Source organism: Pseudomonas sp. GM55, from assembly GCF_000282395.1.
Lineage (GTDB): Bacteria > Pseudomonadota > Gammaproteobacteria > Pseudomonadales > Pseudomonadaceae > Aquipseudomonas > Aquipseudomonas fluorescens_CC.
Map to the genome: position 1 here is coordinate 43,647 of NZ_AKJJ01000040.1, position 24,818 is coordinate 68,464.

Below are 24,818 nucleotides of genomic sequence, written 5' to 3' on the forward strand. Positions count from 1 at the left end.
CTTCCTCACTGTCGTTTCGTAATCGCTGCACCGGCACCGGCAATGACTTGGCGATGGACGCGTTCGATCCGGCAACACGATTCGATCAATCTTCGTCCTCTTCCTCATCTTCCAAATCAATATTCCCCACATCGCCCGCATCATCAGCATCGTTGAGCGGCACCGTCGCATCATCCATCAGCGATCCCGGATCTTCATTGCCGGGATCGTTGATAAACGGCAGTTCGCTCGGGCCTTTTTCTTCCTTGCCCTCGGTTTCCGCAGTCATGGTATGCCTCGCCTAACTAGTGATGCTTCCTGTGGTGCTTGTTCGAGTGTTTATGACCGTTACCGGAATGGGAATGGCCGCTGTCACTCCCCAGATCATTGCCGACCGCGCCGCCCGCTGCACCGCCAAGGCCCGCGCCGATGGCCGATCCGGTCGAGCCGCCAAGGCTGTTGCCGACCACCGAACCACCCGCCGCGCCCAGGCCACCGCCTACCGCCGCCTCGGTGCGACTGTGCTTGGGCGCGGCAATGGCACTGCCGGCCGCTCCGCCGACACCTGCGCCAATCGCTGCGCCCGTGCTGCCACCCACCTGGCCACCGACAACGTTGCCCAACACCCCACCAAGACCACCGCCTACCGCGGCATCTCCGTTACCTCCCGCCAGCGCCACCTGAGAGACCAGCAATCCAAAAACAATCGCCGGCAACATCAATCGACGAGCATTCAGGCTTCCGTTTTTCTTGCCGTTGATTACAGGGTTCATGGTACGCCTCACATTCTTGGGGGGTATGGATGATTTGAGCCATTGCGGCGTAAATCGTTCACATACGAAAAAGCCCGGCATCAAGCCGGGCTCTTTTCAAATCTGGATCAGGATCAGTGACGCTTGTGACCATTGGCCAGGTTGCTGCCTACGCCGCCGCCCAATGCACCGCCCAGGCCTGCGCCGATGGTGGCGCCGGACTTGCCACCGAGGCTGTTACCGATCACCGAACCACCGGCCGCACCGACACCACCACCGATAGCAGCGCTGGTACGATGACCTTTTTTGGCGGCAACTGCGCTGCCCGCCGCGCCAGCGACGCCTGCACCAATCGCTGCGCCAGTGCTGCCGCCCATCTTCTGGCCGACCACGTTACCCAATGCGCCGCCCAAACCACCGCCCAGCGCGGCAGTGCCGTCACCAGCCATTGCACCTTGAGCAACCAGAAGCCCCAGAACCAGAGCGGGCAGTGTTAAACGCATGACAAAAACCTCAAAAAATAGGGGGTACACAAAAGGGGGCGAGATTGAATGCTTTTGCGCGGATAAAGTCCAGCACACCGGTCCAACTTCGCGATTGGCGACGATTGGACAGCATTTTTGCAAAAGGTTTTATGACGGACAAAAAAAAGCCCGCTGGGGAAACGGGCCAGGTGTTGCTTTCTAACGGATAAGACGAGACTACGGAGGGGGCTGTGAAAAGTTTGTGAAAGATCAGCCGCCTGAAAATATTGTCATGCAACCCTTTCAATCATCAAAAACCCCGTTCAATGACAGGGTCTGCTCGCATTCGTTTACTTCCTGACCGGTGCTGTCACCTTGGGCAGGAATTTGCCCTTCAGTACCCGGCACGCCCTGGTCTTGATCTTGTCGACCTCTGTCTGGTCCTCGCCGAAACTGGCCACATACTGGGTCTGGCCACACCGCACGGAATTGTTGATCGGAAACTCTGCACCATCGTCCTCGATATACGGATCAGCCATCTCTTCACCCCTTTCAAAAAGCGGGATCGACACCGGCAAGCCCTTTTGCCGAAAAAATATCGATCGCCAAGGTTTTTGAGACTAGACGGTCACTTATGGACTTGCCGTTCGGACTCCCCCGTGACCGACGAATGGCTTCGCTCCTTCACCGCAACTTGACCGCCGTCCCGGTCACAAACACCACGACCATCCCGCCCTTGCCGGCCGGCATGCTGATCTCATAATCAAGCCCGACCACCGCGTCCGCCTGAAGCGCCCGCGCCCGCTCCCTGATCTCATCGGTGGCTTGAATGCGCGCTTCCTTCAACGCTCGCTCCAATGTCTGGGAACGCCCGCCGAAAAAGTCGCGCATCCCGGCAAACACGTCACGGACGATGTTGATCCCTTGCACCGACTCGGCGCTGACGATGTCCAGATAGGCGGTAATTTGCCGACCTTCAATGGAATGAGTGGTGGTGGTGATCATTGCTGTTCCTTCCTGTTCAGATATTCAGCCAACGCATCGAATGCTGGCAATGTTACGGGATCAGCATCTCCCCCACCCGCACCAATGCCGGGGCACCGCTCTCCACTGCTATGCTGATAACGTCGGTTCTCTACACTGGAGACGAGCAGCATGACAGCAGAAGGCAATCATTTCCCCTTCACTTTCAAGGCTATTGCCTACTCGACTGGAGGCTTCCTCGTCGCCTTGGTATCTGCCACAAAGCTGCTCGACACTTACTTCGACATGACGTTGTTGGCAGATACCAAGGGCTGGCTGCTAATTGCGTGGAACTGGCTTCTGTTAGAAACGCCAATGCCGAATTGGTCGCTGCTGACGATTATCGCGGCTTTAATCAGCATTCTGAGCGTAGCGATTTACTACTACCGCACCACTGACGGCACTTACGGCGAGCTACACGAGATAGAGCGAAAAGTTTACAAAACGAACAACCCTCAGTTTCCGCAGTTGACAGATAACCAAACGTTGCTGATGGAAGCTTTGGCCTATCACGCAAATTTCAGGAAAATTGCAAACCTGGACTCGGTTTGCAAACTTGTCTCGCTCAGCAAGCTGGAAGTTGAAGACGGTCTAAAGCAACTCCAGGCTAAACATCTTGTGAGGCAAAAAGTGACACGGGGTACGTTCGGCGCCACCACTTTTGAACTTACCTTGGCAGGTAAGGACTATGCGTTAGAGCGACTTGAGCTAACGTAGTGGTTTTTCCGCCACGATTACATATGTAAAAAAAATGAATACTGCGTAAGCCAGTGAGCTTGGCCATTTCTTTGTAAAAGCACTGATGCTATTGCGGTTGCGAACAGCAAAATACGCACCACATGAAAATACAATCGTAAAAATTAATGCTGTCAGTGTTTCATGCTCGAGAAACTGCGCAAGCCACACCGCAAAAACCAACAGAGCGGCTTTGATAAAGTTCTTTAGTTCAATGCTCATTCTTGCGGCAAGCCCTATTAAATACTGCATTCCGATTCCGCAGTCACACCGAACCAGGTACCGCAATAAATGAATAACACAGCCTTAGGCATGCGCTTCGCGATCAAGAACGTCGGCGACCCACTGATTGATACTCTTGTGAGCTAACTGCGCTTTTACCGCGACCGTTGCATGCAGTGCGGGGGCTAGACGCAGACTCAGGTTGCCCGAATAGGGTTTCTGCGGTGCACGTCCGAGCTTGGCGCACGTTTCCAGATAGTCAGTGACGGCCTCTTCGAACGCCGCTCGGAGCTCCTGGACTGACTCGCCGTGAAACCCAACGACATCCTTGATGCCTGCGATGTGGCCAACAAACAGGCCATCTTCGTCGCTGTACTCAATTCTGGCTGCATAGCCGTTGTAATTCATCACGTTCACGGGGTAACTCCTGCTTGTTCAAGGAAAGCCCGAGCGTCACGCACCTGGTAGGGCCTGGCTTCTTTGTCGGGGTGGGGACGGTGAAAGGTGGCCACCACGCCATTGAGTTCAAAACGTACTCGCGATCCATTGCCTTCAATGGTTCTGGCGCCTGCTGCTCCGAGCAAGGACTCGATACGAGCCCACTCCAGCGTGGCCGGGGTAGGCCTCGAGAACACGGCTTTGAGAGTACTGAGCTGTTTACTATTCATGGTATTATATCATGATACCGTGCTGGGTTTAGCAACCGCGAATGACATCGCTGATGCATGAAGCGACCCTCCAACACGCGCTAAGAAAACGCCGCTTATCCAGCAATAGGAAAGCGGCGTTTTCGTGTCTGAGGTTCAGATTTTGTTTGGGGCGGTTACAAGAGTACCCGGTGACTCTCGCTGAAGTTGTAGGCAAAATCCGAGAGTTGCGTAAGGAGGTACGCTTGCTTACCTTTTGGGTCGGTGGCCGCCTTGTTGCCCTTTATTCGTCGAAATACTCTCCAGACGTCGCTGCAATTCAGCGACCGGGCCTGGAACACTGGCAGGAGAGTGACAATCGCTTAATCTTACTTCAGCAAGCCAATTATCTTTTCGAAGAGGCAGCAAAAATAGAACTTGAAAACGCATTCATTCTCGGAAATCAAGCCAATTGCGGCCACCTCCCAGGTATTCCCGAAGACGGAGTACGCGTAAAGCTTAACGCGGCCTTAAAAATAGGCAAACAAACAATCCATGGAGCTACGCTGGACGATTCAGCAATCCATACCGTTGCTGAAAAAGACGTTACTTTCCGTACAATGCTGGATGAAATCTGGGAACATATTGAGGCAAGTGGAGCTGCATAGAGCCCTATGTGCATTGGTCTGCGAGCGAATCATAGAACAGACTTCGAGATGACAATACGACCCTGTAAGATCCAGAAAGTTACCCTTTCCCAAGTCGCACCCGATGAAAGACATAGGAACTCGACACTTTAAATAGACTGCACCACCTAAATCGGATCTCTAATGCAGACCCCGATGGCCCGTTCTACACGTACGCGTCCACACCAGCTCCGTAAACCGGAATCAACGCCGCCAACGTAGCGAACGGTGTTCCCATATCACCCTTTTTCAGACGCCAAAAACCACAAACCCCCGACTCTCTCTAGGAAAATCAGGGGTTTGTGTTTGCAGAATGTGGCGGTGAAGGAGAGATTCGAACTCTCGATACAGTTTCCTGTATACACACTTTCCAGGCGTGCTCCTTAAGCCACTCGGACACTTCACCGTATCTCTTCAAACATGTTCTGTCTGTCGAGGCGCGCTAATGTAGTCGAAAGCTTTTCCGATGGCAAACATTTTTTTCAGAATTTTCATGCGGTTAACGCGATTCAGCGTTTGCGCTCGCTCGAGGCCATGGCAATCCGGCCAATCTCCGGCTTCGCCCCCTCTTCTATATAGAGGGGAATGCGCGGCAGGCACGGCGGGCTACGCCTGGTGGGCGGGGAAAGGGTGACTGGCGGGTCAGTCACGGCGCTTTACCTGGCCTGCGGCGGTGGGTAACGTCTGCCCAACTTTATTGAAAGGAATAGCGTCATGAGTGAGTTGATCTCCTACCATCTCGAAGACGGTATCGCGACCCTGACCTTGAGCAATGGCAAGGTCAATGCCATCTCCCCGGATGTGATTGCCGCGTTCAACGCTGCGCTGGATCAGGCCGTGACTGATCGTGCGGTGGTGATCATTACCGGTCAGCCGGGCATTCTCTCCGGCGGTTATGACTTGAAGGTGATGACAGCCGGCCCTAAAGAAGCCGTGGCACTGGTGACCTCCGGCTCGACACTGGCCCGCCGCCTGCTGTCGCACCCCTTCCCGGTGATCGTTGCGTGCCCGGGGCATGCAGTGGCCAAGGGTGCGTTTCTGCTGTTGTCGGCCGACTATCGCATCGGCGTAGACGGCCCGTTCAGCATTGGTCTGAACGAAGTGCAGATCGGCATGACCATGCACCACGCAGGCATTGAGATCGCCCGTGACCGCCTGAACAAAGTGGCGCTGCAGCGTTCGGTGGTCAACGGCGAGATGTTCAATCCACAAGGCGCCGTGGCTGCCGGTTTCCTGGATGTCGTGGTGTCGGCTGAAGAACTGCAAGGCGCGGCACTGGCGGCGGCTCGCCAGTTGAAGAAGATCAACATGACCGCGCACAAGAACACCAAATTGAAAGTGCGCAAAGCGCTGCTGGAGGCCCTGGACAACGCGATCATCCAGGACCAGGAACATTTGGGTTAAGCCCGGACCTGCTACAACGAAAGGCCCGACCGTCGTGTCGGGCTGTTTCATACATGTCTGTGTTAAACGCCTGTAACCGCTCTAGACCGTATCTGACCGATTAGTCGGAAACATCAGCACAAACATCGGCTATCTCCCACTACTCTGGCAGCAATTGCCGAAAACAGTGCACATCCGTACACTGCGCCACCTTTTGTCCCGGTGGGGCCTGTAAATGCTGTTTTTGTTGCGTATGTCATTGATGGGCCTTCACTTTGTTGTGGCGGGTGTGCTGGGTGTGATTCTCGGTTTGTGCCGGCCATTCAACCCGGACAACAGCCGTCTGTGCGCACGCCTGTATGCATGGCCGGCCATGTGTATTTTGCGTTTGCGGGTGAAGGCCGAAGTTGGGCCATTGATGGATAAGCCCGACAGCTGCGTGATCATTGCCAATCACCAGTCCAACTACGACTTGTTTGTGTTTGGCAACGTGGTGCCCCGCCGTACCGTGTGCATCGGCAAAAAGAGCCTGAAATGGGTGCCGCTGTTCGGGCAGTTGTTCTGGTTGGCAGGCAATGTGCTGATCGACCGTGGCAATGCGCACAAGGCGCGCAAGTCGATGCTGACCACCACCCACACCCTGCAACACAAGGACACCTCGATCTGGGTCTTCCCGGAGGGCACGCGCAACCTGGGTGAGGACTTGCTGCCTTTCAAGAAAGGCGCCTTCCAGATGGCCATTGCCGCCGGAGTTCCGATCGTGCCGGTGTGTGTCAGCAGTTACATCAAACACATGCGCTTGAACCGCTGGCGCAGCGGGAAAATCCTGATTCGTTCGTTGCCGGCGATTCCCACCGCCGGATTGAGCCTGGACGACATGCCCATGCTGATTGCCCAGTGCCGCGAGCAGATGCGTGAATGCATCGATTCGATGGACCGGCAACTGCAAGCCGCCTGAACAAGAAAACCCGCCTGGTGCGGGTTTTCTTTTGCCTGCGAGACTTTACCGGCGAACTCGGCAGATTTAGCTGACTCTCAAACACTGCAAGGCTAAGCTGATCAACACTGGCATTGCATATGTTGCCAATTGAAAGCTGCCAAAAGAAGTGAACCACCATCATGGGTAGAGTTGTTGCTGCTGCGGTTTATAGCGCCGGTAAAAGAGTCACCAATATCACCCTCGACGAAGGCGCAGCCTGGGCTGCCAAACCCGGGCACTTTGTCTGGATCGGCCTCGAGGAGCCGAATGCCGAGGAGCTCTACAACCTGCAACGCCAGTTCAACCTGCACGAACTGGCCATTGAAGACGCCCTGGAAAAGCACAGCCGGCCAAAGCTGGAAACCTTCGGCGATGCGCTGTTCATCGTGACGTATTCGCCCATCCGTCATGAAGGCAAACTTGAGTTCATCGAGACGCATATCTTTGCCGGCAATGGCTACATCATTACTGCACGCAACGGTCACTCGGCGTCCTACGCCCATGTCCGACAACGCTGTGAGGCGCGTCCGCTATTGCTTGAGCACGGGGAAGATTTCGTTCTCTATGCCATCCTCAATTTTGTGATCGAGAACTACCAGCCGATGGGTGAAGCCATTCACGCGGAAATCGATGAGCTGGAGCGCAACGTGTTATGCGGCGTGTTGAATGACTACGACATCCAGAAGCTACACGGCCTGCGTCGTGATGTTTTGCGCTTGCGTCGTTATGTGGCTCCGATGATTGAGATCGGGGAGGAGTTGCAGAGGCTGAAATTCCCGTTCATCGATAAGAACATGCGTCCGTACTTTCGCGATGTGCAGATCCATGTAACGCGGCAAATGGAAGACCTGACGACCCTGGCGGATATTGCCAGCCAGACGATCGAGGTCGGGGTGCTGCTCGAGGCCTCTCGTCAGAGCGTGGTGCAACGCAAGTTTGCGGCCTGGGCGGCGATTCTGGCCTTCCCGACGGCGGTGGCGGGGATTTACGGGATGAATTTCCAGAACATGCCGGAGTTGAACTGGCACTACGGGTATTTCGGGGTGCTGGGATTTATTACGGTGGGCTGTCTGGGGTTGTGGGCGAGCTTCAAGAAATCGGGGTGGTTGTAGGAGCGAGCCTGCTCGCGAAAAACCTGAGAGCACCGTGGGCTGTCAGGTTTGGCGCGTTATCGTTCACGACCATCGCGAGCTGGGCTCGCTCCTACAGGTTTTAAACAGCTGTTGGCTTGTGCGCGACAAACCGCATCATCCACTCGGCAACCGTAGTGCCTTGGTGCTCCTGCTCCAGGCTCGCAATGCCTTTGCTGTAGACCTGCTCGCCCAGTGCCTCCTGACGTATGTCCAGCAGGGCACGGGAGTAGTCGTGGATGAACTCCGGATGCCCCTGGAAGCACAGCACCTGGTCGTTGATGTGATAAGCGGCAAACGGGCAGAAATCGCTGGAAGCAATGACCGTGGCGTTCTCCGGCAGCGACGTGACCTGATCCTGGTGGCTGATCAGCAACGTCAGTTCTTCGCGCACCGGATTCATCCATGGCGCCTTGGCGGCCAATTTGTATTTGTGGGTGCCGACGCCCCAGCCTTGAGTCGCACGCTCGCTCTTGCCGCCGAGCAGCAATGCCAGCAACTGATGACCGAAGCAGACGCCCAGCAACTTGTCGCCGCGCTCGTAGCGGGTCAGCAGATAGGTCTTGAGGGTTTCGATCCACGGGTCGGTGCCGAAGGAGTCGGCCTTGCTGCCCGTCACCAGGTAGGCGTCGAATGTCAGGTCGTCGCTTGGGTATTCACCCTGTACCACGTTGTAGACCATGAACTCGGCGGCAATCGGCTGCTGCGAAAACAGGTGTTTGAACATCTGCCCGTAGCCCTGATATTGGTCAACCAATTCCGGACGCAGGTGGTCGGTTTCCAGAATGCAGATGCGTAACGACATAAAAAATACCTGACACGTGATGGGAATAATGCACACCCCAGAGCCTGCCCTGAAACACCGTGACAAGGCAAGCCCCGAAATGCGTCATCGCCCCCTTAGAATGTCTCCCCTTTGGCGGCCTTCTCCAGCAGCAATGCGGGCGGCGCGAACCGCTCGCCATATTGCCTGGCCAGGTACTGGGCGCGGGCGACAAAGTCCTGCACGCCGTACTGGTTGATGAACTGCAGCGCACCGCCGGTCCACGGGGCAAAGCCGATGCCGAAGATCGAGCCAATGTTGGCATCCGCCGTCGAGGTCAACACGCCCTCCTCCACACAGCGCACGGTTTCGATGGCTTGCACGAACAGCAAGCGATCACGCACATCTTTCGGCGAAATCTGCCCGTCGGCTTTCTCGAAGCGGGTTTTCAACTCGGGCCACAGGTGTTTCTGGCCGCCCGCCGGATACTCATAGAAACCACCCCCGGCAGCCTTGCCCGGACGCTTGTATTCATTGAGCAGCAAGTCAATCACGGCAAAGGCCGGATGCTCCCTCAGCGGTTTGCCTTCTGCCTGCAGGTCCTTGGCCGTTTGCAGGCGGATATGATTCATCAGGCTGAGGGAAACTTCGTCAGAGATCGCCAGCGGCCCTACAGGCATGCCGGCCTTGCGTGCTTCAGTCTCGATCATCGCCGCGTTCACGCCTTCGCCCAGCATGGCAATGCCTTCGTTGGTGAAGGTGCCGAACACCCTTGAGGTGAAGAACCCACGGCTGTCATTGACCACAATCGGGGTTTTCCTGATTTGCAGGACGTAATCGAACCCGCGGGCCAGGGTTTCATCGCTGGTATTGGTGCCCTTGATGATTTCCACCAGCGGCATTTTTTCCACGGGGCTGAAAAAATGCAGGCCGATGAACTTGCTCTGATCGGGCACGGCGCACGCCAGGCCGCTGATCGGCAAGGTTGAGGTGTTGGAAGCGATCACCGCGTCCGCGCCGACGACCTTCTGCGCCGCCAACGAGACCTTGGCCTTCAAATCCCGATCCTCGAACACGGCCTCGATGATCAGGTCGCAACCAGCCAGGTCGGCATCGCTTGCGGTGGGTTGAATGCGAGCCAGAACGCTGTCGCGTTGCTCGATGCTCATTTGTCCGCGAGCGACTTGCTTGTCCAGCAGCGCCGCTGAATGCGCCTTGCCCTTCTGCGCCGCAGCGATTGTGATGTCCTTGAGCACCACCTCGATACCGGCCGATGCGCTGACAAACGCAATTCCGGCGCCCATCATCCCGGCGCCGAGCACCCCGACCTTGCGGGTGACATAAGGTGCAAAGCCTTGAGGCCGCGAGCCGCCAGCATTGATTTCGTTGAGCTGGAACCAGAACGTGCCAATCAGGTTTTTCGCCACCTGGCCGGTGGTGAGCTCAGTGAAATAGCGGGTTTCGATCAAGTGCGCCGTGTCGAAATCCACCTGGGCGCCCTCGACCGCCGCGCACAGGATTTTCTCCGGCGCGGGCATCGTGCCCTGGGTTTTGCTGCGCAGGATCGACGGTGCAATCGCCAGCATCTGGGCGACTTTCGGGTTTGACGGCGTACCGCCCGGAATCTGGTAGCCCTTCACGTCCCAGCGCTGTACCGCCGCCGGGTTGGCGAGAATCCACGCCTTGGCCTTGGCCATCAGCTCTTCGGCATCCGCTGCCAGTTCGTCGATCAACCCCGCCTGCAACGCCTGTTGCGGGCGAACTTTCTTGCCTTCGAGCAGGTATGGCAGGGCTTTTTCGATTCCAAGCATGCGCACCATGCGCACCACGCCACCACCGCCCGGCAGCAGGCCGAGGGTAACTTCCGGCAGGCCGAGTTGCACCGACGGGTTGTCCAGCGCCACACGATGATGGCAGGCCAGGCAGATTTCCCAGCCGCCGCCGAGTGCCGCGCCGTTGATCGCCGCAACCACCGGTTTGCCAAGGGTTTCCAGGGTGCGCAACTGCCCCTTGAGGGTCAGCACCATGTCGTAGAAGGCTTTGGCTTCGGGCTTGCCGACCTTGATCAGTTCGTTGAGGTCGCCGCCGGCGAAGAAGGTTTTCTTGGCCGAGGCGATGATCACGCCAGCGATGCTGTCCTTGTCGGCCACCAGGCGCGCAACGCAGTCAGCCATGGCCTCGCGGTACACCGCGCTCATGGTGTTGGCGCTCTGGCCCGGCATGTCGATGGTCAGGACGACGATTTGGTCCTGGCCTTTTTCGTAACGAATGGCTTCGTTCATAACTGGATTCCTTGAAGTCCGGGCTCAGAGGCGTTCGATGATGGTGGCAATGCCCATGCCGCCGCCGACACACAGGGTCGCGAGGCCATAACGCAGGCGTCGGGCCTCCAGTTCATCCAGCAGCGTGCCGAGAATGGCGCAGCCAGTGGCGCCCAGCGGGTGGCCCATGGCGATGGAGCCGCCGTTGACATTGACCTTGTCCGGATCGACGGCCATGTCCTTGATGAATTTCAACACCACGGAAGCGAACGCCTCGTTGACCTCGAACAGATCGATGTCTTCGACCCGCAGCCCGGCCTTGGCCAACGCCTTGCGGGTCGCCGGCGCGGGGCCGGTGAGCATGATGGTCGGATCGGTGCTGGTGACCGCCGTGGCGACAATCCGCGCCCGTGGCTGCAGACCCAGCGCCCGGCCCTTGGCTTCGGAGCCGATAAGCATCAGCGCCGCGCCATCGACAATCCCGGAGCTGTTGCCAGGGGTGTGAACATGATTGATCCGCTCCACATGGCTATAGACCCGCAGCGCGGTGGCATCGAACCCCATCTGCCCCATCATCTCGAAACTCGGCTTGAGCTTGCCCAGGCCTTCGAGGGTCGAATCGGCGCGGATGAACTCATCGTGATCGAGCAGGATGATGCCGTTCTGGTCCTGCACCGGCACCAGAGACTTGTTGAATGAACCGTCGGCCCGTGCCCGCGCAGCCTTTTGCTGGGAATGCAGCGCGTAGGCATCGACATCCTGACGGCTGAAGCCTTCAAGGGTGGCGATCAGGTCCGCGCCCACGCCCTGTGGCGTGAAGTGACTGTGCAGGTTAGTCGCCGGGTCCAGTGCCCAGGCCCCGCCATCGCTGCCCATCGGCACCCGGGACATCGACTCGACACCACCGACCACCACCAGGTCCTCAAAGCCGGAGCGCACTTTCATCGCGCCGAGGTTGACCGCCTCCAGCCCCGAAGCACAGAAACGGTTGATCTGTACCCCCGCCACGCTGACATCCCAATCGGCCACCTGGGCGGCGGTTTTGGCGATGTCGGAACCTTGATCGCCAATCGGCGTCACGCAGCCGAGCACCACGTCATCGACCTGGCTGGTGTCCAGCGCCGTGCGCTGTTGCAGCGCGGTGAGCAAACCGGCCACCAGGTCCACCGGTTTGACACTGTGCAAGGCGCCGTCGGCCTTGCCTTTGCCACGGGGCGTGCGTAACGCGTCGAAAATCAATGCTTGGGTCATGACGTCCTCGAACCACAGTGCGGGTGGGTGAATATCGAGTGCTCACTCTTGGCCCGAGCCGCATTTGATTCAATGACCGCAGCGCTCACAGATGTTGACGCTCACGCTCAGACGGACGGTAGTGAGCTATCGGCTTTACCGATTCCGGACACCAAGCTGTCTAGCCAACGGGCGCCAAAGAAGCTGGCAATAGGCCTCATGTCTTTTTTACAGCGAATCGTAAGAACACCATACAAAATGAATCTAAGCCAAGCTCTGCGCGGGCTCTAAGGTGAACTTGTACGAAGTTGTCGTCGGGTTTTGCCGAGGCACTCGTCGCTACAGGAAGTGCACCTGCCGTCATGGAGCAATGCAGGCAGGCATCAGGAAATAACAATAAAGGCGGTCAAGCCATGTTCAAACAATCGAAAGTACGTCAAGCCGGGCTCATCCTTTTCGCCACCACACTGTTGTTGATATTGCCGAACCTGACCAAGGTGATTGGCTAGTCGCGTCTGAAAGATACCGCGTCACGGTTTTTGAATTGCCACTATCAAAATGTGACTGGCCCGCTATCCGGGCCAGCGTGGCTGTGCCAACCTTGGCGGCACTTCCACGACATGGACGGCGATCATTTGAAAATGCTCATTCTGCTCGGGGCCCTGTTGTTCGGCTCGCCCCTGTATGCCGCACAGCTGAACCTGGAGCTGGGCGCGACCAGTCGCACCTGGCAGACCGAGGAATTGCTCAAGCATCCTCAGGTTCAAACCATCAACATCAGCAATGACGTTTCCTACAAGCGGGACATGAGCTACCGCGCCGTGCCCCTGTCCGCGTTGCTGACCGGCATCAAGCCTGACGACCACCTGCAAGCCGTGGCCCTGGATGGCTTTGCCGCCGAAATGGCCGCAGCGCCGTTGCTCAATACCCAGGGGGCACAGGCGTGGCTGGCGATAGAAGACCCGGCCAAACCCTGGCCACCGCTGTTCGAAGGCAAGCCAGGCGCCGGGCCGTTCTATCTGGTCTGGACCCATCCGCAGGCCGGCAACATCAGCCCCGAACAATGGCCGTTCCAGGTAGCGAGCATCAAACGCCTGGCGCCCGTGGCCGAGCGCTTTCCTGTCTTGCTGCCCGATCCGGCGCTGAAGGCGGATGATCCGGTGTACAAGGGGTTTGCGTTGTTCCAGAAAAACTGCCTGGCGTGCCATCGACTCAATGGCGCCGGCGACTCGCAGTTCGGGCCGGACCTGAATATTCCGTACAACCCGACCGAGTATTTCGGCGCGGACTTCCTCAAGCGCTACATTCGCGATCCCCAGAGTTTGCGCCAGTGGCCGCAGGCGAAGATGCCGGGGTTCTCCGCTGAGGTACTGCCGGATGAGGATTTGGGAATGTTGGTGGGGTATTTGCAGCATATGACAGGACGCAAAGTTAAGCCCTGACCGCATTCCCTTGTAGGAGCTGGCTTGCCAGCGATAGCACTCTGACATTCAACATTGATGTCGACTGTGATGGCCTCATCGCTGGCAAGCCCGCTCCTACAGGGGATGAGCGGTGATCCTTGTTACTGCTGCTGCACGGAGATCACCGGTGCTGGCGTCGGTGAAACCAGTACCTTGGCGTGCATCTGCTCACACCCGCCACCCCGGCGCATCCCGCGCACCGGGCAGGCATCCAGGTAATCCAGGCCCACCGCCAGTTTCAGGTGACGTTCCGGCCGGGCCAGTTCGTTGGTCACGTCAAAGCTGTACCAGGCGTCATCCAGCCAGGCCTCGGCCCAGGCGTGGCTGGCCAGGTGTTCGCTGTTCTCGCTGTACAGATACCCCGACACATAACGCGCCGGAATACCCAGGCTGCGAGTGCATGCAAGGAACGCATGGGTATGGTCCTGACACACGCCGGAGCGCCCCGCAAAGGCCTGGGCCGCGCTGGTGTCCACTTCCGTGGAGCCCGGCGTGTAGGTCATATGCTGGTTGAGTCCATGCATCAGATCGATCAACGCCGTGCGATCACGGCGTTGCTTGCACGCCTTCTCGGCAAACGCACGCAACGCCGCATCCGCTTCAGTCAGGCGAGTGAAACGCAGAAACGGCAGTGCCGACTGACTCTCGTGTTCGGCCTCACGCAACTCGTCGATATCGACTTGGCCACGGGCACCGATGATGATCGCCTCGTGAGGCTCATCCATGGTCAGCACATGCAGGATGTTGCCGAATGGATCGAGTTGCGCCCGCACCGGACGCGGCAGGTCGAGCTGCCAACTGAGCACGTGCTGGCGCTCGCTGTCGTGGGGAGTCAGTCGCAGGTACTGGATGCTCGCCCGCACCTTGTCTTCGTAGTGATAGGTGGTCTCGTGGCTAATGGAAAGTCTCATGCGGCCTCCAGATAAGAACTGTGTATCGCGTTACCCAACTGGCGCACCAGCGGGATGAACTCGGTCAGCCAGGCGTGCAGGCCTTCTTCGAGAATTTCATGGATGCCGGTGTAGCGCAGGCGTGCGTCCATTTCTGCCGCCAGGCGTTGTGCGGGGCGACCATTGGCCCCTGGTAACTGCGCAAGGATCTGGTCGATTTCTTCGGTACAGGCGCGCAGGGATCGCGGTACATCGGCCCGCAGCAACAGCAGTTCGGCGACATGCCGGGCGCCGGGGGCGTCGCGGTAGATTTCCGTGTAGGCCTCGAACGACGACAACGCCCGCAACAACGCGCTCCATTGGTAATACGCGTGAGCGGTGCCATCGCTGACCGCTTCGGCCTGATCGCCGGCCATTTCGTAGCGGGCATCGAGCAGGCGCAAAGTGTTGTCGGCCCGCTCGATAAAGGTCCCCAGGCGAATGAAGCGAAACGCATCGTTACGCATGATGGTGCCGTAGGACGCGCCCCGGAACAGGTGGGAACGTTCCTTGATCCACTCGCAGAAACGGCTCATGCCGTAGCGACTGAGGCCCTGCTCGGCGATTCCGCGAATTTCCAGCCAGGTGGCGTTGATGTTTTCCCACATGTCGGCGGTGATGCGCCCACGCACCGCATGGGCACTGGCCCGTGCAGCACCGAGACAGCTGTAGATGCTCGCCGGGTTGGCCGCATCCAGGGCGAAGAAATGCAGCAGCCGTTCGGCATGCAGTTCGCCATGGCGCTCCAGGTAATCGTCCAGGGTGCCGGTGATCAACAGCGGCATGGCCAGTTCGTGCAATCCATCGCCACGACCGTCTTGCGGCATCAGCGACAGCGAATAACTGATGTCGAGCATCCGCGCGAGGTTTTCCGCCCGCTCCAGGTAACGCGACATCCAATACAAATCCGAGGCAGTTCTACTTAACATGGCAGGCTTCCTTTAATCCTCGACCACCCAGGTGTCCTTGGTTCCGCCACCCTGGGATGAGTTGACCACCAGGGAGCCTTCACGCAGGGCGACACGGGTCAAGCCGCCGGGCACGACCCGGGTTTCACGACCCGACAGGACAAACGGCCGCAAGTCGATATGGCGTGGTGCAATGCCGTTTTCGACAAAGGTCGGACAGGTCGACAACGACAGCGTCGGTTGCGCGATATACGCATGGGGCTTGGCGATGATCCGCGCGCGGAAGGCTTCGATTTCCGCCGTCGTCGCCGCCGGCCCCACCAGCATTCCGTACCCGCCGGAGCCCTGGGTTTCCTTGACCACCAACTCTGGAAGATTGGCCAGCACGTGGGAAAGTTCAGAAGGGTTACGGCATTGCCAGGTCGGCACGTTCTTCAGGATCGGCTCTTCGTCGAGGTAGAAACGGATCATGTCGGTTACGAACGGATACACCGACTTGTCGTCCGCCACCCCCGTGCCGATGGCATTGGCCAGCACCACGTTGCCGGAGCGGTACGACGACAGCAGCCCCGGCACGCCCAGCATCGATTCCGGGTTGAAGGCCAGCGGATCGAGGAAGGCGTCGTCGAGGCGACGATAAATCACGTCGACCGCTTTCGGCCCGTCGGTGGTGCGCATGTAGACCTTGTCGTCACGCACGAACAGGTCCGCGCCCTCCACCAGCTCCACACCCATTTCCCGCGCCAGGAACGCATGTTCGAAGAACGCGCTGTTGAAGCGGCCGGGTGTCAGCACCACCACGCTCGGGTTGTCGATGGGGCTTGAGCTTTTCAGGGTATCGAGCAGCAGGTTCGGATAGTGGTCGATGGGAGCGATGCGTTGCGCCGCGAACAGTTCAGGAAACAGGCGCATCATCATCTTGCGGTCTTCAAGCATGTAGCTGACGCCGCTGGGTGTGCGCAGATTGTCTTCGAGCACGTAGTAGGTGCCGTCGCCATCGCGCACCAGGTCGACCCCGGAGATGTGCGAGTAGATATCGCGGTGCAGGTCCAGGCCCTGCATCGCCAACTGGTACTGCTCGTTGGCCAGCACCTGTTCGGCCGGAATGATGCCGGCCTTGATGATGCGCTGCTCGTGGTAAAGGTCGGCGAGGAACATGTTCAACGCCTTGACCCGCTGGATGCAGCCACGCTCGACGACCCGCCATTCACTGGCGGGGATGCTGCGGGGAATGGTGTCGAAGGGAATCAGGCGCTCTGTCCCCTGCTCATCACCATAGAGCGTGAAGGTAATCCCGGCGCGATGAAACAACAGATCGGCCTCGCGTCGCCGTTGTGCCAGAAGCTCGTCAGGCGTCTCGGCCAGCCAACGGGCAAACTCCCGATAATGCGGGCGGACCTGGCCGCCGGCATCGTACATCTCATCAAAATAGGTGCGGATCATGCCGTACTCCTTGTCACTCGGACGTCCAGACCTTCGCAAGGCCCGTGCCATCGGCATAAACGCTTATATTTCAATCGGTTGGATAATCAAGATGCACGCACCGCACCAATCCTGTGCGACAAATGCCCCAACCTGATTGCCCCCGCTTCATTGCAAGGCGCTGTGATCGCCTGTCACCAGCATAGTCCGTAGGAGCCGGCTTGCCGGCGAAGGGGCCATTAAGTCATGCGTTACTCTTCGAGGACGCCTTCGCTGGCAAGCCAGCTCCTACCGGATTGTGTTCAATTTCCTGGCGGCGAAAACGAAAACGGCCAACCCGAAGGTCAGCCGTCATTGCCAATTGTCACTGTTCATAAGGTTATGCGAGTCGCCCTCGTACCTCCTGTTTCACACCCCAGCCTTCGATGATGCCGCCCAACGGTTCGACCACCGCTTCGAACCCCTGCTCGAAATCGCCGATATCGTCGTAGGTGGCATACATGACTTTGCACAATTCCAGCGCCCAGGCGCCATCGTCGCGCACACTGACTTGCGCATTCAGGGATTCACCATGGTGGAAATGACCTGCCGCCCTGCGTGCCCGCTCCTCGTCCGGGAAAATGGCGTAGAACTCGATGGGATGAAACCGCGAAAAGTCAAAACCGCCTTCTTTCATGCGGCGCAGTACGCTGCTGCTGATGTCTTCTTGATAGGCTGTGCTCATGAAACGTCCTCCTCAAAACGATGGATAGACTTTCCGTACTCCCTCACCCGCAACCGAACAGCGCGAGCGACGGCAATCGAAGTGCCGGCGGGAAACAAGCATGGAGCTGACAAGACCAGACCTTAGCGATTCATTCGCTGATCTCGCTTGCAGAGTAGCCCCAAGATAGAGCCTCTGCCAAGGTCTGGATTTGAATGCGACAGGTGTTGTTCAGATTGGAGCAATACCGAGGATTTGAATGCTGTTCTGCGCCTTGAGTTCTTTGACGCTCGCATCAGTGGTCCGCCCTTCCAGATCGTTCAGATCCAGTTCGGCAGCGACAGGAAGAAGCCTGGCCTTGATGAGCTTGGCGGCACGCTCGTAGTCCGGGCACTCGGTGCACTCAAAGACTTCGTTGACGGTTTCGCCATGATCATCCACGAAAGTGACTTTCCACTTTTGCATTGGTGCCTCCTCGATAAAACCCATGGACGGGCTTACACCTATCTCGACCTTGTTAGCTGGCTAATTGTTCCGCCGAATCTGCACCCATCGCAGATCTCTGTAGGAGCGAGCCTGCTCGCGAAAAACTTGAGAACGCCGCGTTAAATCAGACATCCCGCGTCATCGTTCACGTCCATCGCGAGCAGGCTCGCTCCTACAGGTCTGCGTTTCAATCCATCAGTCGTTGCTTGGCTTGTTCACCGCCTGCAACACGTATTGCGGCAAGGCGAAGGCACCGATGTGGATTTCTGGATTGTAGTAGCGGGTGATGATGCCGCTGCCCGCGAAGCGCTGTTGCAGGGTTTCGCGGGACAACTTGCGATAAGCGGTATTGGTGGCGCCCCAGGCGAAGGTCATCGAGCCGCCGATATAGGTCGGCACGGCGGCCTGGTAGAAGTGCCAGTCCGGGAACAGGCTGCGCAGGCGACCGGCGGTGGTCTTCACTTCTTCGATCTGCATGAACGGCGTGCCGTTCTGGGTCACCAGGATGCCGCCTTCGTTCAGGCAGCGGTGGCAGGCCTGGTAGAAGTTTTCCGAGAACAGCACTTCACCCGGTCCGATCGGGTCGGTGGAGTCGGAAATGATCACATCGAACTTTTCAGTGGTGGTAGCGACGAAACGCATGCCGTCGTCGATCACCAGGTTCAGACGTGGATCATCGAATGCGCCCTTGGAGTGGTTCGGCAGGAACTCCTTGCACATGTCGACCACGGTGCCGTCGATCTCGACCATGGTGATGTGCTCGACACTGCGGTGCTTGGCCACTTCACGCAACATGCCGCCGTCGCCGCCGCCGATGATCAGCACGCGCCTGGCGGCGCCATGGGCCAGGATCGGCACGTGGGTCAGCATTTCGTGATAGATGAATTCGTCGGCTTCGGTGGTCTGGATCACGCCGTCCAGCGCCATCACCCGGCCCATGCGCGGGTTCTCGAAGATCACCAGGTGCTGGTGTTCGGTGCGCACTTCGTGCAGCAGTTTTTCCATGCGAAAACGCTGGCCGTAGCCTTCGTAGAGGGTTTCCAGGTAGTCGCTGGCAGGGATGTTGCTCATGGGAAGTGCTCCGATGAATGCGGGTGGCAACGGACGGTTACCCGCCCATGATGGCCGATCGATCGTCTCGATTGACCGGGAAAGGCGCGCATTCTACGTCGCGGAACATGACAGGTCGAACCTCTTGATCAGTTCGCCTCGATCCTTGTGGGAGCGGGCTTGCCCGCGATGCAGACACCGCGGTCTGTCAGAGACACCGCGCCGATATCATCGCGGGCAAGCCCGCTCCCACAGGGTTAGTGTCGTTTGTGGGAAACCCGTCAGAATTTGACATTGCCCCGTGGCCCGGCGATGGCCCAGATAATCAGCCCCAGCACCGGCAACAGTGCGATCAACAGTACCCAGAGGATTTTCATCCCGGTCTCGGCGCTACTTTTGAATACGTTGATGATGGCCCAGATGTCCAGGGCAAAAATGATCAAGGCAACCAGGCTGTTGAACGTGGAACCCATGGTGACTCCCCTGAAGAGTGATTTGCCCTCTCAGGATAGACGGTCGTCGCGAGGGCTCCCTTTTATTGACAGTGTTTGGTATCAGACGTGGATCGCCACTTTCAGGGCTTCCAGGGATGGCGCGGCGGCGATGCCGACTTCTGCGCACAATTGCAGCACCCGTGGCACGTCATTGCCGTAGACCAGGACCACCTGCAACTCGTCATCGAGCAACTGGCTGAAGTTCATCAGCGTGTAGCCACCGTTTTCCTTGTTCAGGCTGCTCATCTGCACCTGGATGCGGTTGAGCGCGGTCAAGGCTTCGGTCTTGGCCAGTTGCTTGGACTTGAGATTGAACTCCACACCCGGGCCGAATGAGGCGACGATCAGGGCGAACAGGTCCATGTAGGTGTCAGCCTGGAACAGCACCGTTTCCGGCAGGCTGCCGACCACCACCCACTCACCCAGCGGGATCGGGAAGCTGTCGTCGTAGTTGATGTCCGGATTGGCGCTCAAAAAAGCCTGCGGATTGGCGTAGGCCTGCGCCGCTTCGTCTGCGACCTTGAGGATTTCGTCTTCGCCCATGCACCCGGAGCTGATTTTGCTGATGAGTTCGACGAGTGCGGCTTTCATGGGGCGGATCCTGTAGCGAGGGGAATGTTGAGGGCGCGAAGGATAGCGCAAATGTGGACCTGTAGTGAGCGCCCCTCGCCACAAGGCTCAGCGTCAGCCCAGCAGTTTTTCCAGGTGCGCAACGGCATCGGAAGCGCCCATGGTTTTCGCCGCTTCCAGCGCGGTGATGCCATTGGCGTCCCTGGCTTTCGGGTCGGCGCCCTTGCTGATCAGGTAATCGACCACTTCGACGCGGTTGAACATCGCCGCCATCATCAGCGCCGTGCGGCCGTCAAAGGACGAGCCTTCAACCTGCGCGCCGCCATCGACCAAGGCCTTGATCACCGCAAGATCGCCCTTGAAAGCAGCGCCGGCAATCGGACTCTGCCCGTTGTCGTTGCGGATCTCCGGATCGGCCTTGTGCTCCAGCAGGACTTTTACCGTGTCCACATGACCGTGGTACGCAGCCAGCATCAGCAAGGTGTCGCCTTTGTGGTTACGCAGGTTCGGCGGTAACCCCTTGGTCAGCAGCGCGGCCATCATCGCCGCATCGCCCTCCCGTGCCTTGTTGAATACCTGTTCGGCAAATTCAGCGGCTTCTTCGGGGGTCATCTGGCGGCTTTTGTCTGACATTGGCTACTCCCTTCTCTGTCATTCGTAAAAGCCGACAGTTTCCCGAGCCGCCCCGGCACTGTCACTTGTTTTTTCTCATGGGCCGCCATAGCCAGATTCAATAGCGGTACTTGCCGCCCTGAATGTCAGTCAACAATTGCTCCGTGACCTGCACGTAAGTCTGGGTCCCCGGCAGCCAGGCATAGATCGGATCATCACCGGTTTTACCCGGATCGAAAGCCTCGTCCTTGAGTCGGGTCTTCTGATACTTGAAAGTCCCGGTGGTTTCCATTTTCACCTTCACCCGCAGGAACAACGGCACCGCATAAGCCGGCATTTGCTCACGGGCGAAGGCCAGCAGTTCGCTGAAGTCCAGGGTTGCCAGGGATTCGGCGGGGGTAATCGCCGCCATCCCGGCCCGGCCATTGGTATTGCGGATTTCCACGCCATAGGCCACGGCTTCGGAAATACTCGGGTGTTGCAGGAGGATGTTTTCGACCTCCGTGGTCGACACGTTTTCACCCTTCCAGCGGTAGGTATCACCCAGGCGGTCGACGAACTGTGCATGACCAAAGCCGATGCTGCGCAACAGATCGCCGGTGTTGTAGTAGCGGTCGCCCTGCTCGAATACATCGTGGAGCACGACCTTGGCGGTTTTCTGCGGATCGGTGTAGCCATCCAGCGGGGCCTTGTCGTCGATTTTTGCCAGCAACAGCCCCTGCTCGCCCTTGGCGACCTTGCGCATCAGACCATTGGCCCCACGAATCGGCGCGCCGCTGTCGTGGTCGTACGCCACCAGTTCCCAGGACATCAGGGAAAAACCGATGGTGTTGTCGAAATTCAGAATGTTGGTGAACCCGATATTGCCGTCGCTGGCGGCGTACAGCTCACAGATGTGATTCACCGCAAAGCGGGTCTTGAACTCGCTCCAGGCGCCGGGACGCAGTCCGTTGCCGATCATCTTCTTCACATCATGCCGGCTGTCGTCGGCGCTTGGCGGTTGATCGACCAGGTAGCGGCACAGTTCGCCGACATAACCGATGGTGGTCGCCCGGTACTTGCGCACGTCGTTCCAGAACTGACTGGCGCTGAATTTGCGGCGGATGGCGAACCCGCTGGCACCACTGACGGCCGAACCCCAGCACACGCAAAGTCCCGTGGCGTGGTACAGCGGCAAGGTGCAATAGACGACATCGTCCGGACGCATGTCCAGGGCGATCATGCCGAAACTCGCCGAGCTGCGCATCCAGCGTCCGTGCTTGAACACGCCAGCCTTGGGCAGCCCCGTGGTGCCCGAGGTGTAGATATAAAAGCAGGGATCGTCGAAGAAAACCTGCCGGCTGCTGGCCGGGTTGTCGCTGGCGTTGTCGAGACTGACGGTCATCAGGTTGATGAAGCCTTCAGGCGCGATACCCGGTTGGCGCGAGGTGTCCTGATCGGCGACGAACCAGGTTCGTTCAGCCTTGATCGACACCCGATCACGCACCGCCAGGTACGCCGGGACCAACTCCTCACCGACGATGATCGCCACCGGCGCCACCAGATTCACACTGTGCACGAGGGTGTCGCGGGTCTGCGAGGTATTGAGCAGCGCACTGATCGCACCGACCTTGGCCACCGCCAGAATCGTCACCAGCAGTTCCGGGCGGTTCTCGATGAAGACCGCCACCACATCCCCCTTGCCGATGCCTTGGCCGATCAGGTGATGGGCGATGCGGTTGGCCCATTGGTTGACCTCGGAGTAACTGAGCGTCACGTCGTCTTGCAACAGCGCCGGGCCATCCGGGTTGCGCAACGTGGCTTGCTCGAAACACCAGCCCAAACCACACGCCTGGGTCGGGTCCTTGACGTTGGCCACCTTCATGCCCTTCACCACCCGGGGGATGGCTTTGGCAATGGCAGGCAGCTTGCGGAGCATCATGCCCCAGGTAATCGTGTCGTTCGACGTGCGGCTCATGATTGCTCCCGTTCGATCTTTTTTATTGTCGGGCGGCGATGACTGAGCCCGAAAATACGTCAACGGTTCTTGAGCTGTACACGCGGTTTTTGAAATGTTTTGTATCCGCGATCTTGATCTGCGACAGCGCTGCGCGAAGATGATCCCGTGCACGCCAATTGGTTCCATCGAGTCGCCGACGTACCTGCAAAATGCAGGATGCACGATGGCCATTCATGCAGATTGCACGAAAGCAAAAATCACCAAAAAACGTAACTTATTGATTTTTATTAATATTATTCAACTGACATTACTGGCACAAAGGCTGCAACAGTCTCCCCATGCTTGCCATTCAAGTCATCACGGAGCTGAAAGACATGAGCCTTATCCAGGAAAAATTTTCGTCCCTGTTCGCCAACTACGACGTCACCACCCAGGCCCGCCCTGATGGCGGGATCCTGTTGACCCTGAACGGTGGCGAAGACAAAGTGTTCAAGCGCTCGATCTCCTACCAGCAATTGCACAATGGCGACCAGCTGATGTGGGTCATCAGTGCAATTCGCCGCGACCTCGCCGAACAGGCCAGTGAGCTGCCGCAGATTTCCATGCTGCAAAGCCAGCAACGGTTTGCCCTGCCGACCTATCACTCGCTGTAAAAACACTGTAGGAGCGAGCCTGCTCGCGATAGCGGAGTGTCAGTCAACATCAATATTGAATGACAGATCGCAATCGCGAGCAGGCTCGCTCCTACAAGTTGTGTTGTGTTTAGAAGGCTGAAGGATTTATCCGCACAAAGCTGTCCACGGTGACATGCCCCGCCAGTTCCCCGCCCTCACGGGCCAGGCCGCATGTGGCCATACCCGCCGCGCGCGCGGCGTCGAGTTCTTCGACGATGTCCGACAAAAACAGAATTTGCTGCGCTTCGACCTGGATCGCCTGGGTGATGTTGGCGTAGGACTGCGCCTCGCGTTTTGGCCCTGACGTCGTATCGAAGTAGCCGCTGAACAGCGGCGTCAAATCCCCCGCCTCCGAGCAGCCGAAGATCAACTTCTGCGCCTGGATCGAGCCCGAGGAATAAACGAACAGTTGATAGCCGTTCTGGTGCCAGTGCTTGAGCGCTTCGACGGCATCGGGGTAGACGTGGCCTTTCAGTTGCCCGGCCTGGTAGCCCTGCTCCCAGACCATTCCCTGCAACGCTTTCAAGGGCGTGGCCTTGCGGTCTTCGGCAATCCAGCCCAACAGGATCTCGATGACCCGCTCGACGTCAGCATTCGGTTCGTTGCTGTCGCGGCGCACGGCAGCCAGTTGTTCTGCCACGTCGGCGCGTTCGGCGTGCTGACGGACAAACGCCGGCAAGTGTTTGGCGGCATAAGGGAACAGCACGTCGAACACAAAACTCACCGCGCTGGTGGTGCCTTCGATGTCGGTGAGAATCGCTTTGATCGGCATCGACTCAGTCCTCCAGGCGCGGGAATTGGCTGGCGATGTCTTCGCCGGTGAAGTTGGCCACCCAGCCCTCCGGGTTGTTGAACAGACGGATCGCGACGAAATGCGGATGTTCGCCCATGTCGAACCAGTGTTTGGTACCGGCCGGCACCGAGATCAGGTCGTTTTTCTCGCACAGAACCGCGTAGACGTAATCGTCGATGTGCAAGGTAAACAAGCCACGGCCGGCAACGAAAAATCGTACTTCGTCTTCACCGTGGCGATGTTCGTCGAGGAACTTGGCACGCAGTTCGGCTTTTTGCGGGTGATCGCTGTTGAGGCTGATCACGTCGACGGTAACGTAACCGCGTTCGGTCATCAGCTTGTCGATCTGCTCCTGGTAGGCGGCAATCACTTCTTCCTGGGTGGCACCCGGCTGGATCTTCGCCGCCGCTTGCCAACGGTCGAAACGCACGCCCTGCTCGGCCAGGGTCGAGGCGATGTCTTCGAAATGGGTCAGCACCTTGTTGGGAATTTCAGGGCTGGAGACGTGATAAACGGACAGGCTGCTCATCGGGGCAACTCCT

At 58.3% G+C, this 24,818-nt stretch carries 30 protein-coding genes and 1 tRNA gene; 7 read left to right on the forward strand and 24 right to left on the reverse strand.

What is annotated here, in order from left to right; all coding sequences use genetic code 11:
* Nucleotides 1-85 precede the first annotated feature (85 nt).
* The 5 genes from PMI31_RS09060 to PMI31_RS09080 form a co-directional block, all read right to left on the reverse strand.
* Entirely contained in the window at nucleotides 86-268 is a 183-nt protein-coding gene (locus PMI31_RS09060; RefSeq protein WP_008017631.1) for a hypothetical protein, read from the reverse strand.
* A 16-nt stretch (nucleotides 269-284) separates the two neighbouring features.
* Nucleotides 285-752, reverse strand: a complete 468-nt coding sequence (locus tag PMI31_RS09065; RefSeq protein WP_008017633.1) for a glycine zipper domain-containing protein — start codon at nucleotides 750-752, stop codon at nucleotides 285-287.
* A 113-nt stretch (nucleotides 753-865) separates the two neighbouring features.
* On the reverse strand, nucleotides 866-1,234 hold the full coding sequence (locus PMI31_RS09070; protein WP_007988063.1) for a hypothetical protein: 369 nt from the start codon (nucleotides 1,232-1,234) through the stop codon (nucleotides 866-868).
* A gap of 311 nt (nucleotides 1,235-1,545) precedes the next feature.
* Entirely contained in the window at nucleotides 1,546-1,734 is a 189-nt protein-coding gene (locus tag PMI31_RS09075; RefSeq protein ID WP_032829518.1) for a hypothetical protein, read from the reverse strand.
* Nucleotides 1,735-1,879: 145 nt separating this feature from the next.
* Nucleotides 1,880-2,200, reverse strand: a complete 321-nt coding sequence (locus tag PMI31_RS09080; RefSeq protein WP_008017636.1) for a YbjQ family protein — start codon at nucleotides 2,198-2,200, stop codon at nucleotides 1,880-1,882.
* Nucleotides 2,201-2,350: 150 nt separating this feature from the next.
* Between PMI31_RS09080 and PMI31_RS09085 the strand changes: the two genes are divergently transcribed.
* A complete protein-coding gene (locus tag PMI31_RS09085) occupies nucleotides 2,351-2,935 on the forward strand; it encodes a hypothetical protein (RefSeq protein WP_008017638.1) in 585 nt (194 codons plus the stop codon).
* Here the strand turns inward: PMI31_RS09085 and PMI31_RS09090 are convergent.
* From PMI31_RS09090 to PMI31_RS09100, 3 genes are read right to left on the reverse strand one after another with little or no spacing between them, the layout of a single operon-like run.
* Nucleotides 2,927-3,205, reverse strand: coding sequence for a hypothetical protein (locus PMI31_RS09090; RefSeq protein WP_043302303.1), 279 nt, complete (start codon nucleotides 3,203-3,205; stop codon nucleotides 2,927-2,929). The genes PMI31_RS09085 and PMI31_RS09090 overlap by 9 nt on opposite strands.
* Before the next feature lie 54 nt (nucleotides 3,206-3,259).
* Nucleotides 3,260-3,592, reverse strand: a complete 333-nt coding sequence (locus PMI31_RS09095) for a type II toxin-antitoxin system HicB family antitoxin (RefSeq protein WP_008017639.1) — start codon at nucleotides 3,590-3,592, stop codon at nucleotides 3,260-3,262.
* Entirely contained in the window at nucleotides 3,589-3,843 is a 255-nt protein-coding gene (locus PMI31_RS09100; protein WP_043302304.1) for a type II toxin-antitoxin system HicA family toxin, read from the reverse strand. Before PMI31_RS09100 ends, PMI31_RS09095 begins: the two co-directional genes overlap by 4 nt.
* A gap of 170 nt (nucleotides 3,844-4,013) precedes the next feature.
* Here PMI31_RS09100 and PMI31_RS09105 point away from each other — a divergent pair, with 170 nt between their 5' ends.
* Complete coding sequence (locus PMI31_RS09105; RefSeq protein WP_043302305.1) at nucleotides 4,014-4,469, forward strand: hypothetical protein; 456 nt, start codon at nucleotides 4,014-4,016, stop codon at nucleotides 4,467-4,469.
* Nucleotides 4,470-4,803: 334 nt separating this feature from the next.
* Here the strand turns inward: PMI31_RS09105 and PMI31_RS09110 are convergent.
* Nucleotides 4,804-4,893, reverse strand: a tRNA-Ser gene (locus PMI31_RS09110).
* Between the two features lie 308 nt (nucleotides 4,894-5,201).
* Between PMI31_RS09110 and PMI31_RS09115 the strand changes: the two genes are divergently transcribed.
* The 3 genes from PMI31_RS09115 to PMI31_RS09125 all read left to right on the forward strand — a co-directional run bounded on the left by PMI31_RS09115 (nucleotide 5,202) and on the right by PMI31_RS09125 (nucleotide 7,961).
* Nucleotides 5,202-5,891: a crotonase/enoyl-CoA hydratase family protein gene (locus PMI31_RS09115; RefSeq protein ID WP_008017641.1), complete on the forward strand. Its 690-nt coding sequence runs from the start codon at nucleotides 5,202-5,204 to the stop codon at nucleotides 5,889-5,891.
* Between the two features lie 214 nt (nucleotides 5,892-6,105).
* Nucleotides 6,106-6,828, forward strand: a complete 723-nt coding sequence (locus PMI31_RS09120; protein WP_008017643.1) for a lysophospholipid acyltransferase family protein — start codon at nucleotides 6,106-6,108, stop codon at nucleotides 6,826-6,828.
* Nucleotides 6,829-6,989: 161 nt separating this feature from the next.
* A complete protein-coding gene (locus PMI31_RS09125) occupies nucleotides 6,990-7,961 on the forward strand; it encodes a magnesium and cobalt transport protein CorA (RefSeq protein ID WP_008017645.1) in 972 nt (323 codons plus the stop codon).
* 100 nt (nucleotides 7,962-8,061) lie between these two features.
* Here PMI31_RS09125 and PMI31_RS09130 read toward each other — a convergent pair whose 3' ends face one another.
* The 3 genes from PMI31_RS09130 to PMI31_RS09140 form a co-directional block, all read right to left on the reverse strand.
* Complete coding sequence (locus tag PMI31_RS09130; protein WP_008017646.1) at nucleotides 8,062-8,784, reverse strand: amidotransferase; 723 nt, start codon at nucleotides 8,782-8,784, stop codon at nucleotides 8,062-8,064.
* A gap of 95 nt (nucleotides 8,785-8,879) precedes the next feature.
* Nucleotides 8,880-11,024 (reverse strand): 3-hydroxyacyl-CoA dehydrogenase NAD-binding domain-containing protein, encoded by a 2,145-nt coding sequence (locus PMI31_RS09135; protein ID WP_008017648.1) that lies wholly within the window; start codon nucleotides 11,022-11,024, stop codon nucleotides 8,880-8,882.
* Nucleotides 11,025-11,048: 24 nt separating this feature from the next.
* Nucleotides 11,049-12,254 (reverse strand): acetyl-CoA C-acetyltransferase, encoded by a 1,206-nt coding sequence (locus PMI31_RS09140; protein ID WP_008017649.1) that lies wholly within the window; start codon nucleotides 12,252-12,254, stop codon nucleotides 11,049-11,051.
* Nucleotides 12,255-12,853: 599 nt separating this feature from the next.
* Between PMI31_RS09140 and PMI31_RS09145 the strand changes: the two genes are divergently transcribed.
* The gene (locus tag PMI31_RS09145; protein WP_008017651.1) at nucleotides 12,854-13,675 is read left to right on the forward strand and encodes a c-type cytochrome; all 822 of its coding nucleotides are present in this window, start codon (nucleotides 12,854-12,856) and stop codon (nucleotides 13,673-13,675) included.
* 122 nt (nucleotides 13,676-13,797) lie between these two features.
* Here the strand turns inward: PMI31_RS09145 and PMI31_RS09150 are convergent, their stop codons facing one another.
* The 10 genes from PMI31_RS09150 to PMI31_RS09195 all read right to left on the reverse strand — a co-directional run bounded on the left by PMI31_RS09150 (nucleotide 13,798) and on the right by PMI31_RS09195 (nucleotide 22,827).
* Complete coding sequence (locus PMI31_RS09150) at nucleotides 13,798-14,607, reverse strand: transglutaminase family protein (protein WP_008017653.1); 810 nt, start codon at nucleotides 14,605-14,607, stop codon at nucleotides 13,798-13,800.
* Complete coding sequence (locus PMI31_RS09155; protein ID WP_007971901.1) at nucleotides 14,604-15,554, reverse strand: alpha-E domain-containing protein; 951 nt, start codon at nucleotides 15,552-15,554, stop codon at nucleotides 14,604-14,606. The genes PMI31_RS09150 and PMI31_RS09155 overlap by 4 nt, the downstream gene beginning before the upstream one ends.
* A 12-nt stretch (nucleotides 15,555-15,566) precedes the next feature.
* Complete coding sequence (locus tag PMI31_RS09160) at nucleotides 15,567-16,976, reverse strand: circularly permuted type 2 ATP-grasp protein (RefSeq protein ID WP_008017654.1); 1,410 nt, start codon at nucleotides 16,974-16,976, stop codon at nucleotides 15,567-15,569.
* Between the two features lie 358 nt (nucleotides 16,977-17,334).
* Nucleotides 17,335-17,679 carry a ribonuclease E inhibitor RraB gene (locus PMI31_RS09165; RefSeq protein WP_008017656.1) on the reverse strand — a complete coding sequence of 115 codons (345 nt, stop codon included), beginning with the start codon at nucleotides 17,677-17,679 and terminating at the stop codon, nucleotides 17,335-17,337.
* A 210-nt stretch (nucleotides 17,680-17,889) separates the two neighbouring features.
* Nucleotides 17,890-18,123 carry a hypothetical protein gene (locus tag PMI31_RS09170; protein WP_008017657.1) on the reverse strand — a complete coding sequence of 78 codons (234 nt, stop codon included), beginning with the start codon at nucleotides 18,121-18,123 and terminating at the stop codon, nucleotides 17,890-17,892.
* Nucleotides 18,124-18,339: 216 nt separating this feature from the next.
* Nucleotides 18,340-19,215, reverse strand: a complete 876-nt coding sequence (gene speE / locus PMI31_RS09175; RefSeq protein WP_008017658.1) for a polyamine aminopropyltransferase — start codon at nucleotides 19,213-19,215, stop codon at nucleotides 18,340-18,342.
* A 260-nt stretch (nucleotides 19,216-19,475) separates the two neighbouring features.
* Nucleotides 19,476-19,667 (reverse strand): PLD nuclease N-terminal domain-containing protein, encoded by a 192-nt coding sequence (locus tag PMI31_RS09180; RefSeq protein WP_007993066.1) that lies wholly within the window; start codon nucleotides 19,665-19,667, stop codon nucleotides 19,476-19,478.
* An 81-nt stretch (nucleotides 19,668-19,748) separates the two neighbouring features.
* Nucleotides 19,749-20,279, reverse strand: coding sequence for a hypothetical protein (locus PMI31_RS09185; RefSeq protein WP_008017659.1), 531 nt, complete (start codon nucleotides 20,277-20,279; stop codon nucleotides 19,749-19,751).
* A 93-nt stretch (nucleotides 20,280-20,372) separates the two neighbouring features.
* Nucleotides 20,373-20,891: an ankyrin repeat domain-containing protein gene (locus PMI31_RS09190; protein WP_008017660.1), complete on the reverse strand. Its 519-nt coding sequence runs from the start codon at nucleotides 20,889-20,891 to the stop codon at nucleotides 20,373-20,375.
* Nucleotides 20,892-20,988: 97 nt separating this feature from the next.
* Nucleotides 20,989-22,827 carry a long-chain-acyl-CoA synthetase gene (locus PMI31_RS09195; protein WP_008017661.1) on the reverse strand — a complete coding sequence of 613 codons (1,839 nt, stop codon included), beginning with the start codon at nucleotides 22,825-22,827 and terminating at the stop codon, nucleotides 20,989-20,991.
* A gap of 356 nt (nucleotides 22,828-23,183) precedes the next feature.
* Here PMI31_RS09195 and PMI31_RS09200 point away from each other — a divergent pair, with 356 nt between their 5' ends.
* The gene (locus PMI31_RS09200) at nucleotides 23,184-23,462 is read left to right on the forward strand and encodes a DUF3509 domain-containing protein (RefSeq protein ID WP_008017663.1); all 279 of its coding nucleotides are present in this window, start codon (nucleotides 23,184-23,186) and stop codon (nucleotides 23,460-23,462) included.
* A gap of 109 nt (nucleotides 23,463-23,571) precedes the next feature.
* Here PMI31_RS09200 and mtnC read toward each other — a convergent pair whose 3' ends face one another.
* Nucleotides 23,572-24,255 (reverse strand): acireductone synthase, encoded by a 684-nt coding sequence (mtnC, locus tag PMI31_RS09205; RefSeq protein WP_008017664.1) that lies wholly within the window; start codon nucleotides 24,253-24,255, stop codon nucleotides 23,572-23,574.
* A 4-nt stretch (nucleotides 24,256-24,259) separates the two neighbouring features.
* Nucleotides 24,260-24,805: a 1,2-dihydroxy-3-keto-5-methylthiopentene dioxygenase gene (locus tag PMI31_RS09210; protein ID WP_008017665.1), complete on the reverse strand. Its 546-nt coding sequence runs from the start codon at nucleotides 24,803-24,805 to the stop codon at nucleotides 24,260-24,262.
* Nucleotides 24,806-24,818: the final 13 nt, after the last annotated feature.

Excerpts from the sequence above, each read along its gene's own strand:
- PMI31_RS09145 (WP_008017651.1), top strand. The coding sequence starts at position 12,854 with ATGGACGGCGATCATTTGAAAATGCTCATTCTGCTCGGGGCCCTGTTG.
- PMI31_RS09160 (WP_008017654.1), bottom strand. The coding sequence starts at position 16,976 with ATGATCCGCACCTATTTTGATGAGATGTACGATGCCGGCGGCCAGGTC.
- PMI31_RS09155 (WP_007971901.1), bottom strand. The coding sequence starts at position 15,554 with ATGTTAAGTAGAACTGCCTCGGATTTGTATTGGATGTCGCGTTACCTG.
- PMI31_RS09070 (WP_007988063.1), bottom strand. The coding sequence starts at position 1,234 with ATGCGTTTAACACTGCCCGCTCTGGTTCTGGGGCTTCTGGTTGCTCAA.
- PMI31_RS09150 (WP_008017653.1), bottom strand. The coding sequence starts at position 14,607 with ATGAGACTTTCCATTAGCCACGAGACCACCTATCACTACGAAGACAAG.
- PMI31_RS09170 (WP_008017657.1), bottom strand. The coding sequence starts at position 18,123 with ATGCAAAAGTGGAAAGTCACTTTCGTGGATGATCATGGCGAAACCGTC.
- PMI31_RS09190 (WP_008017660.1), bottom strand. The coding sequence starts at position 20,891 with ATGTCAGACAAAAGCCGCCAGATGACCCCCGAAGAAGCCGCTGAATTT.
- speE (WP_008017658.1), bottom strand. The coding sequence starts at position 19,215 with ATGAGCAACATCCCTGCCAGCGACTACCTGGAAACCCTCTACGAAGGC.
- PMI31_RS09130 (WP_008017646.1), bottom strand. The coding sequence starts at position 8,784 with ATGTCGTTACGCATCTGCATTCTGGAAACCGACCACCTGCGTCCGGAA.
- PMI31_RS09165 (WP_008017656.1), bottom strand. The coding sequence starts at position 17,679 with ATGAGCACAGCCTATCAAGAAGACATCAGCAGCAGCGTACTGCGCCGC.
- PMI31_RS09090 (WP_043302303.1), bottom strand. The coding sequence starts at position 3,205 with ATGCAGTATTTAATAGGGCTTGCCGCAAGAATGAGCATTGAACTAAAG.
- PMI31_RS09125 (WP_008017645.1), top strand. The coding sequence starts at position 6,990 with ATGGGTAGAGTTGTTGCTGCTGCGGTTTATAGCGCCGGTAAAAGAGTC.
- PMI31_RS09185 (WP_008017659.1), bottom strand. The coding sequence starts at position 20,279 with ATGAAAGCCGCACTCGTCGAACTCATCAGCAAAATCAGCTCCGGGTGC.
- PMI31_RS09120 (WP_008017643.1), top strand. The coding sequence starts at position 6,106 with ATGCTGTTTTTGTTGCGTATGTCATTGATGGGCCTTCACTTTGTTGTG.
- PMI31_RS09065 (WP_008017633.1), bottom strand. The coding sequence starts at position 752 with ATGAACCCTGTAATCAACGGCAAGAAAAACGGAAGCCTGAATGCTCGT.
- PMI31_RS09195 (WP_008017661.1), bottom strand. The coding sequence starts at position 22,827 with ATGAGCCGCACGTCGAACGACACGATTACCTGGGGCATGATGCTCCGC.
- PMI31_RS09060 (WP_008017631.1), bottom strand. The coding sequence starts at position 268 with ATGACTGCGGAAACCGAGGGCAAGGAAGAAAAAGGCCCGAGCGAACTG.
- PMI31_RS09115 (WP_008017641.1), top strand. The coding sequence starts at position 5,202 with ATGAGTGAGTTGATCTCCTACCATCTCGAAGACGGTATCGCGACCCTG.
- mtnC (WP_008017664.1), bottom strand. The coding sequence starts at position 24,255 with ATGCCGATCAAAGCGATTCTCACCGACATCGAAGGCACCACCAGCGCG.
- PMI31_RS09140 (WP_008017649.1), bottom strand. The coding sequence starts at position 12,254 with ATGACCCAAGCATTGATTTTCGACGCGTTACGCACGCCCCGTGGCAAA.
- PMI31_RS09100 (WP_043302304.1), bottom strand. The coding sequence starts at position 3,843 with ATGAATAGTAAACAGCTCAGTACTCTCAAAGCCGTGTTCTCGAGGCCT.
- PMI31_RS09180 (WP_007993066.1), bottom strand. The coding sequence starts at position 19,667 with ATGGGTTCCACGTTCAACAGCCTGGTTGCCTTGATCATTTTTGCCCTG.
- PMI31_RS09075 (WP_032829518.1), bottom strand. The coding sequence starts at position 1,734 with ATGGCTGATCCGTATATCGAGGACGATGGTGCAGAGTTTCCGATCAAC.
- PMI31_RS09085 (WP_008017638.1), top strand. The coding sequence starts at position 2,351 with ATGACAGCAGAAGGCAATCATTTCCCCTTCACTTTCAAGGCTATTGCC.
- PMI31_RS09080 (WP_008017636.1), bottom strand. The coding sequence starts at position 2,200 with ATGATCACCACCACCACTCATTCCATTGAAGGTCGGCAAATTACCGCC.
- PMI31_RS09135 (WP_008017648.1), bottom strand. The coding sequence starts at position 11,024 with ATGAACGAAGCCATTCGTTACGAAAAAGGCCAGGACCAAATCGTCGTC.
- PMI31_RS09210 (WP_008017665.1), bottom strand. The coding sequence starts at position 24,805 with ATGAGCAGCCTGTCCGTTTATCACGTCTCCAGCCCTGAAATTCCCAAC.
- PMI31_RS09200 (WP_008017663.1), top strand. The coding sequence starts at position 23,184 with ATGAGCCTTATCCAGGAAAAATTTTCGTCCCTGTTCGCCAACTACGAC.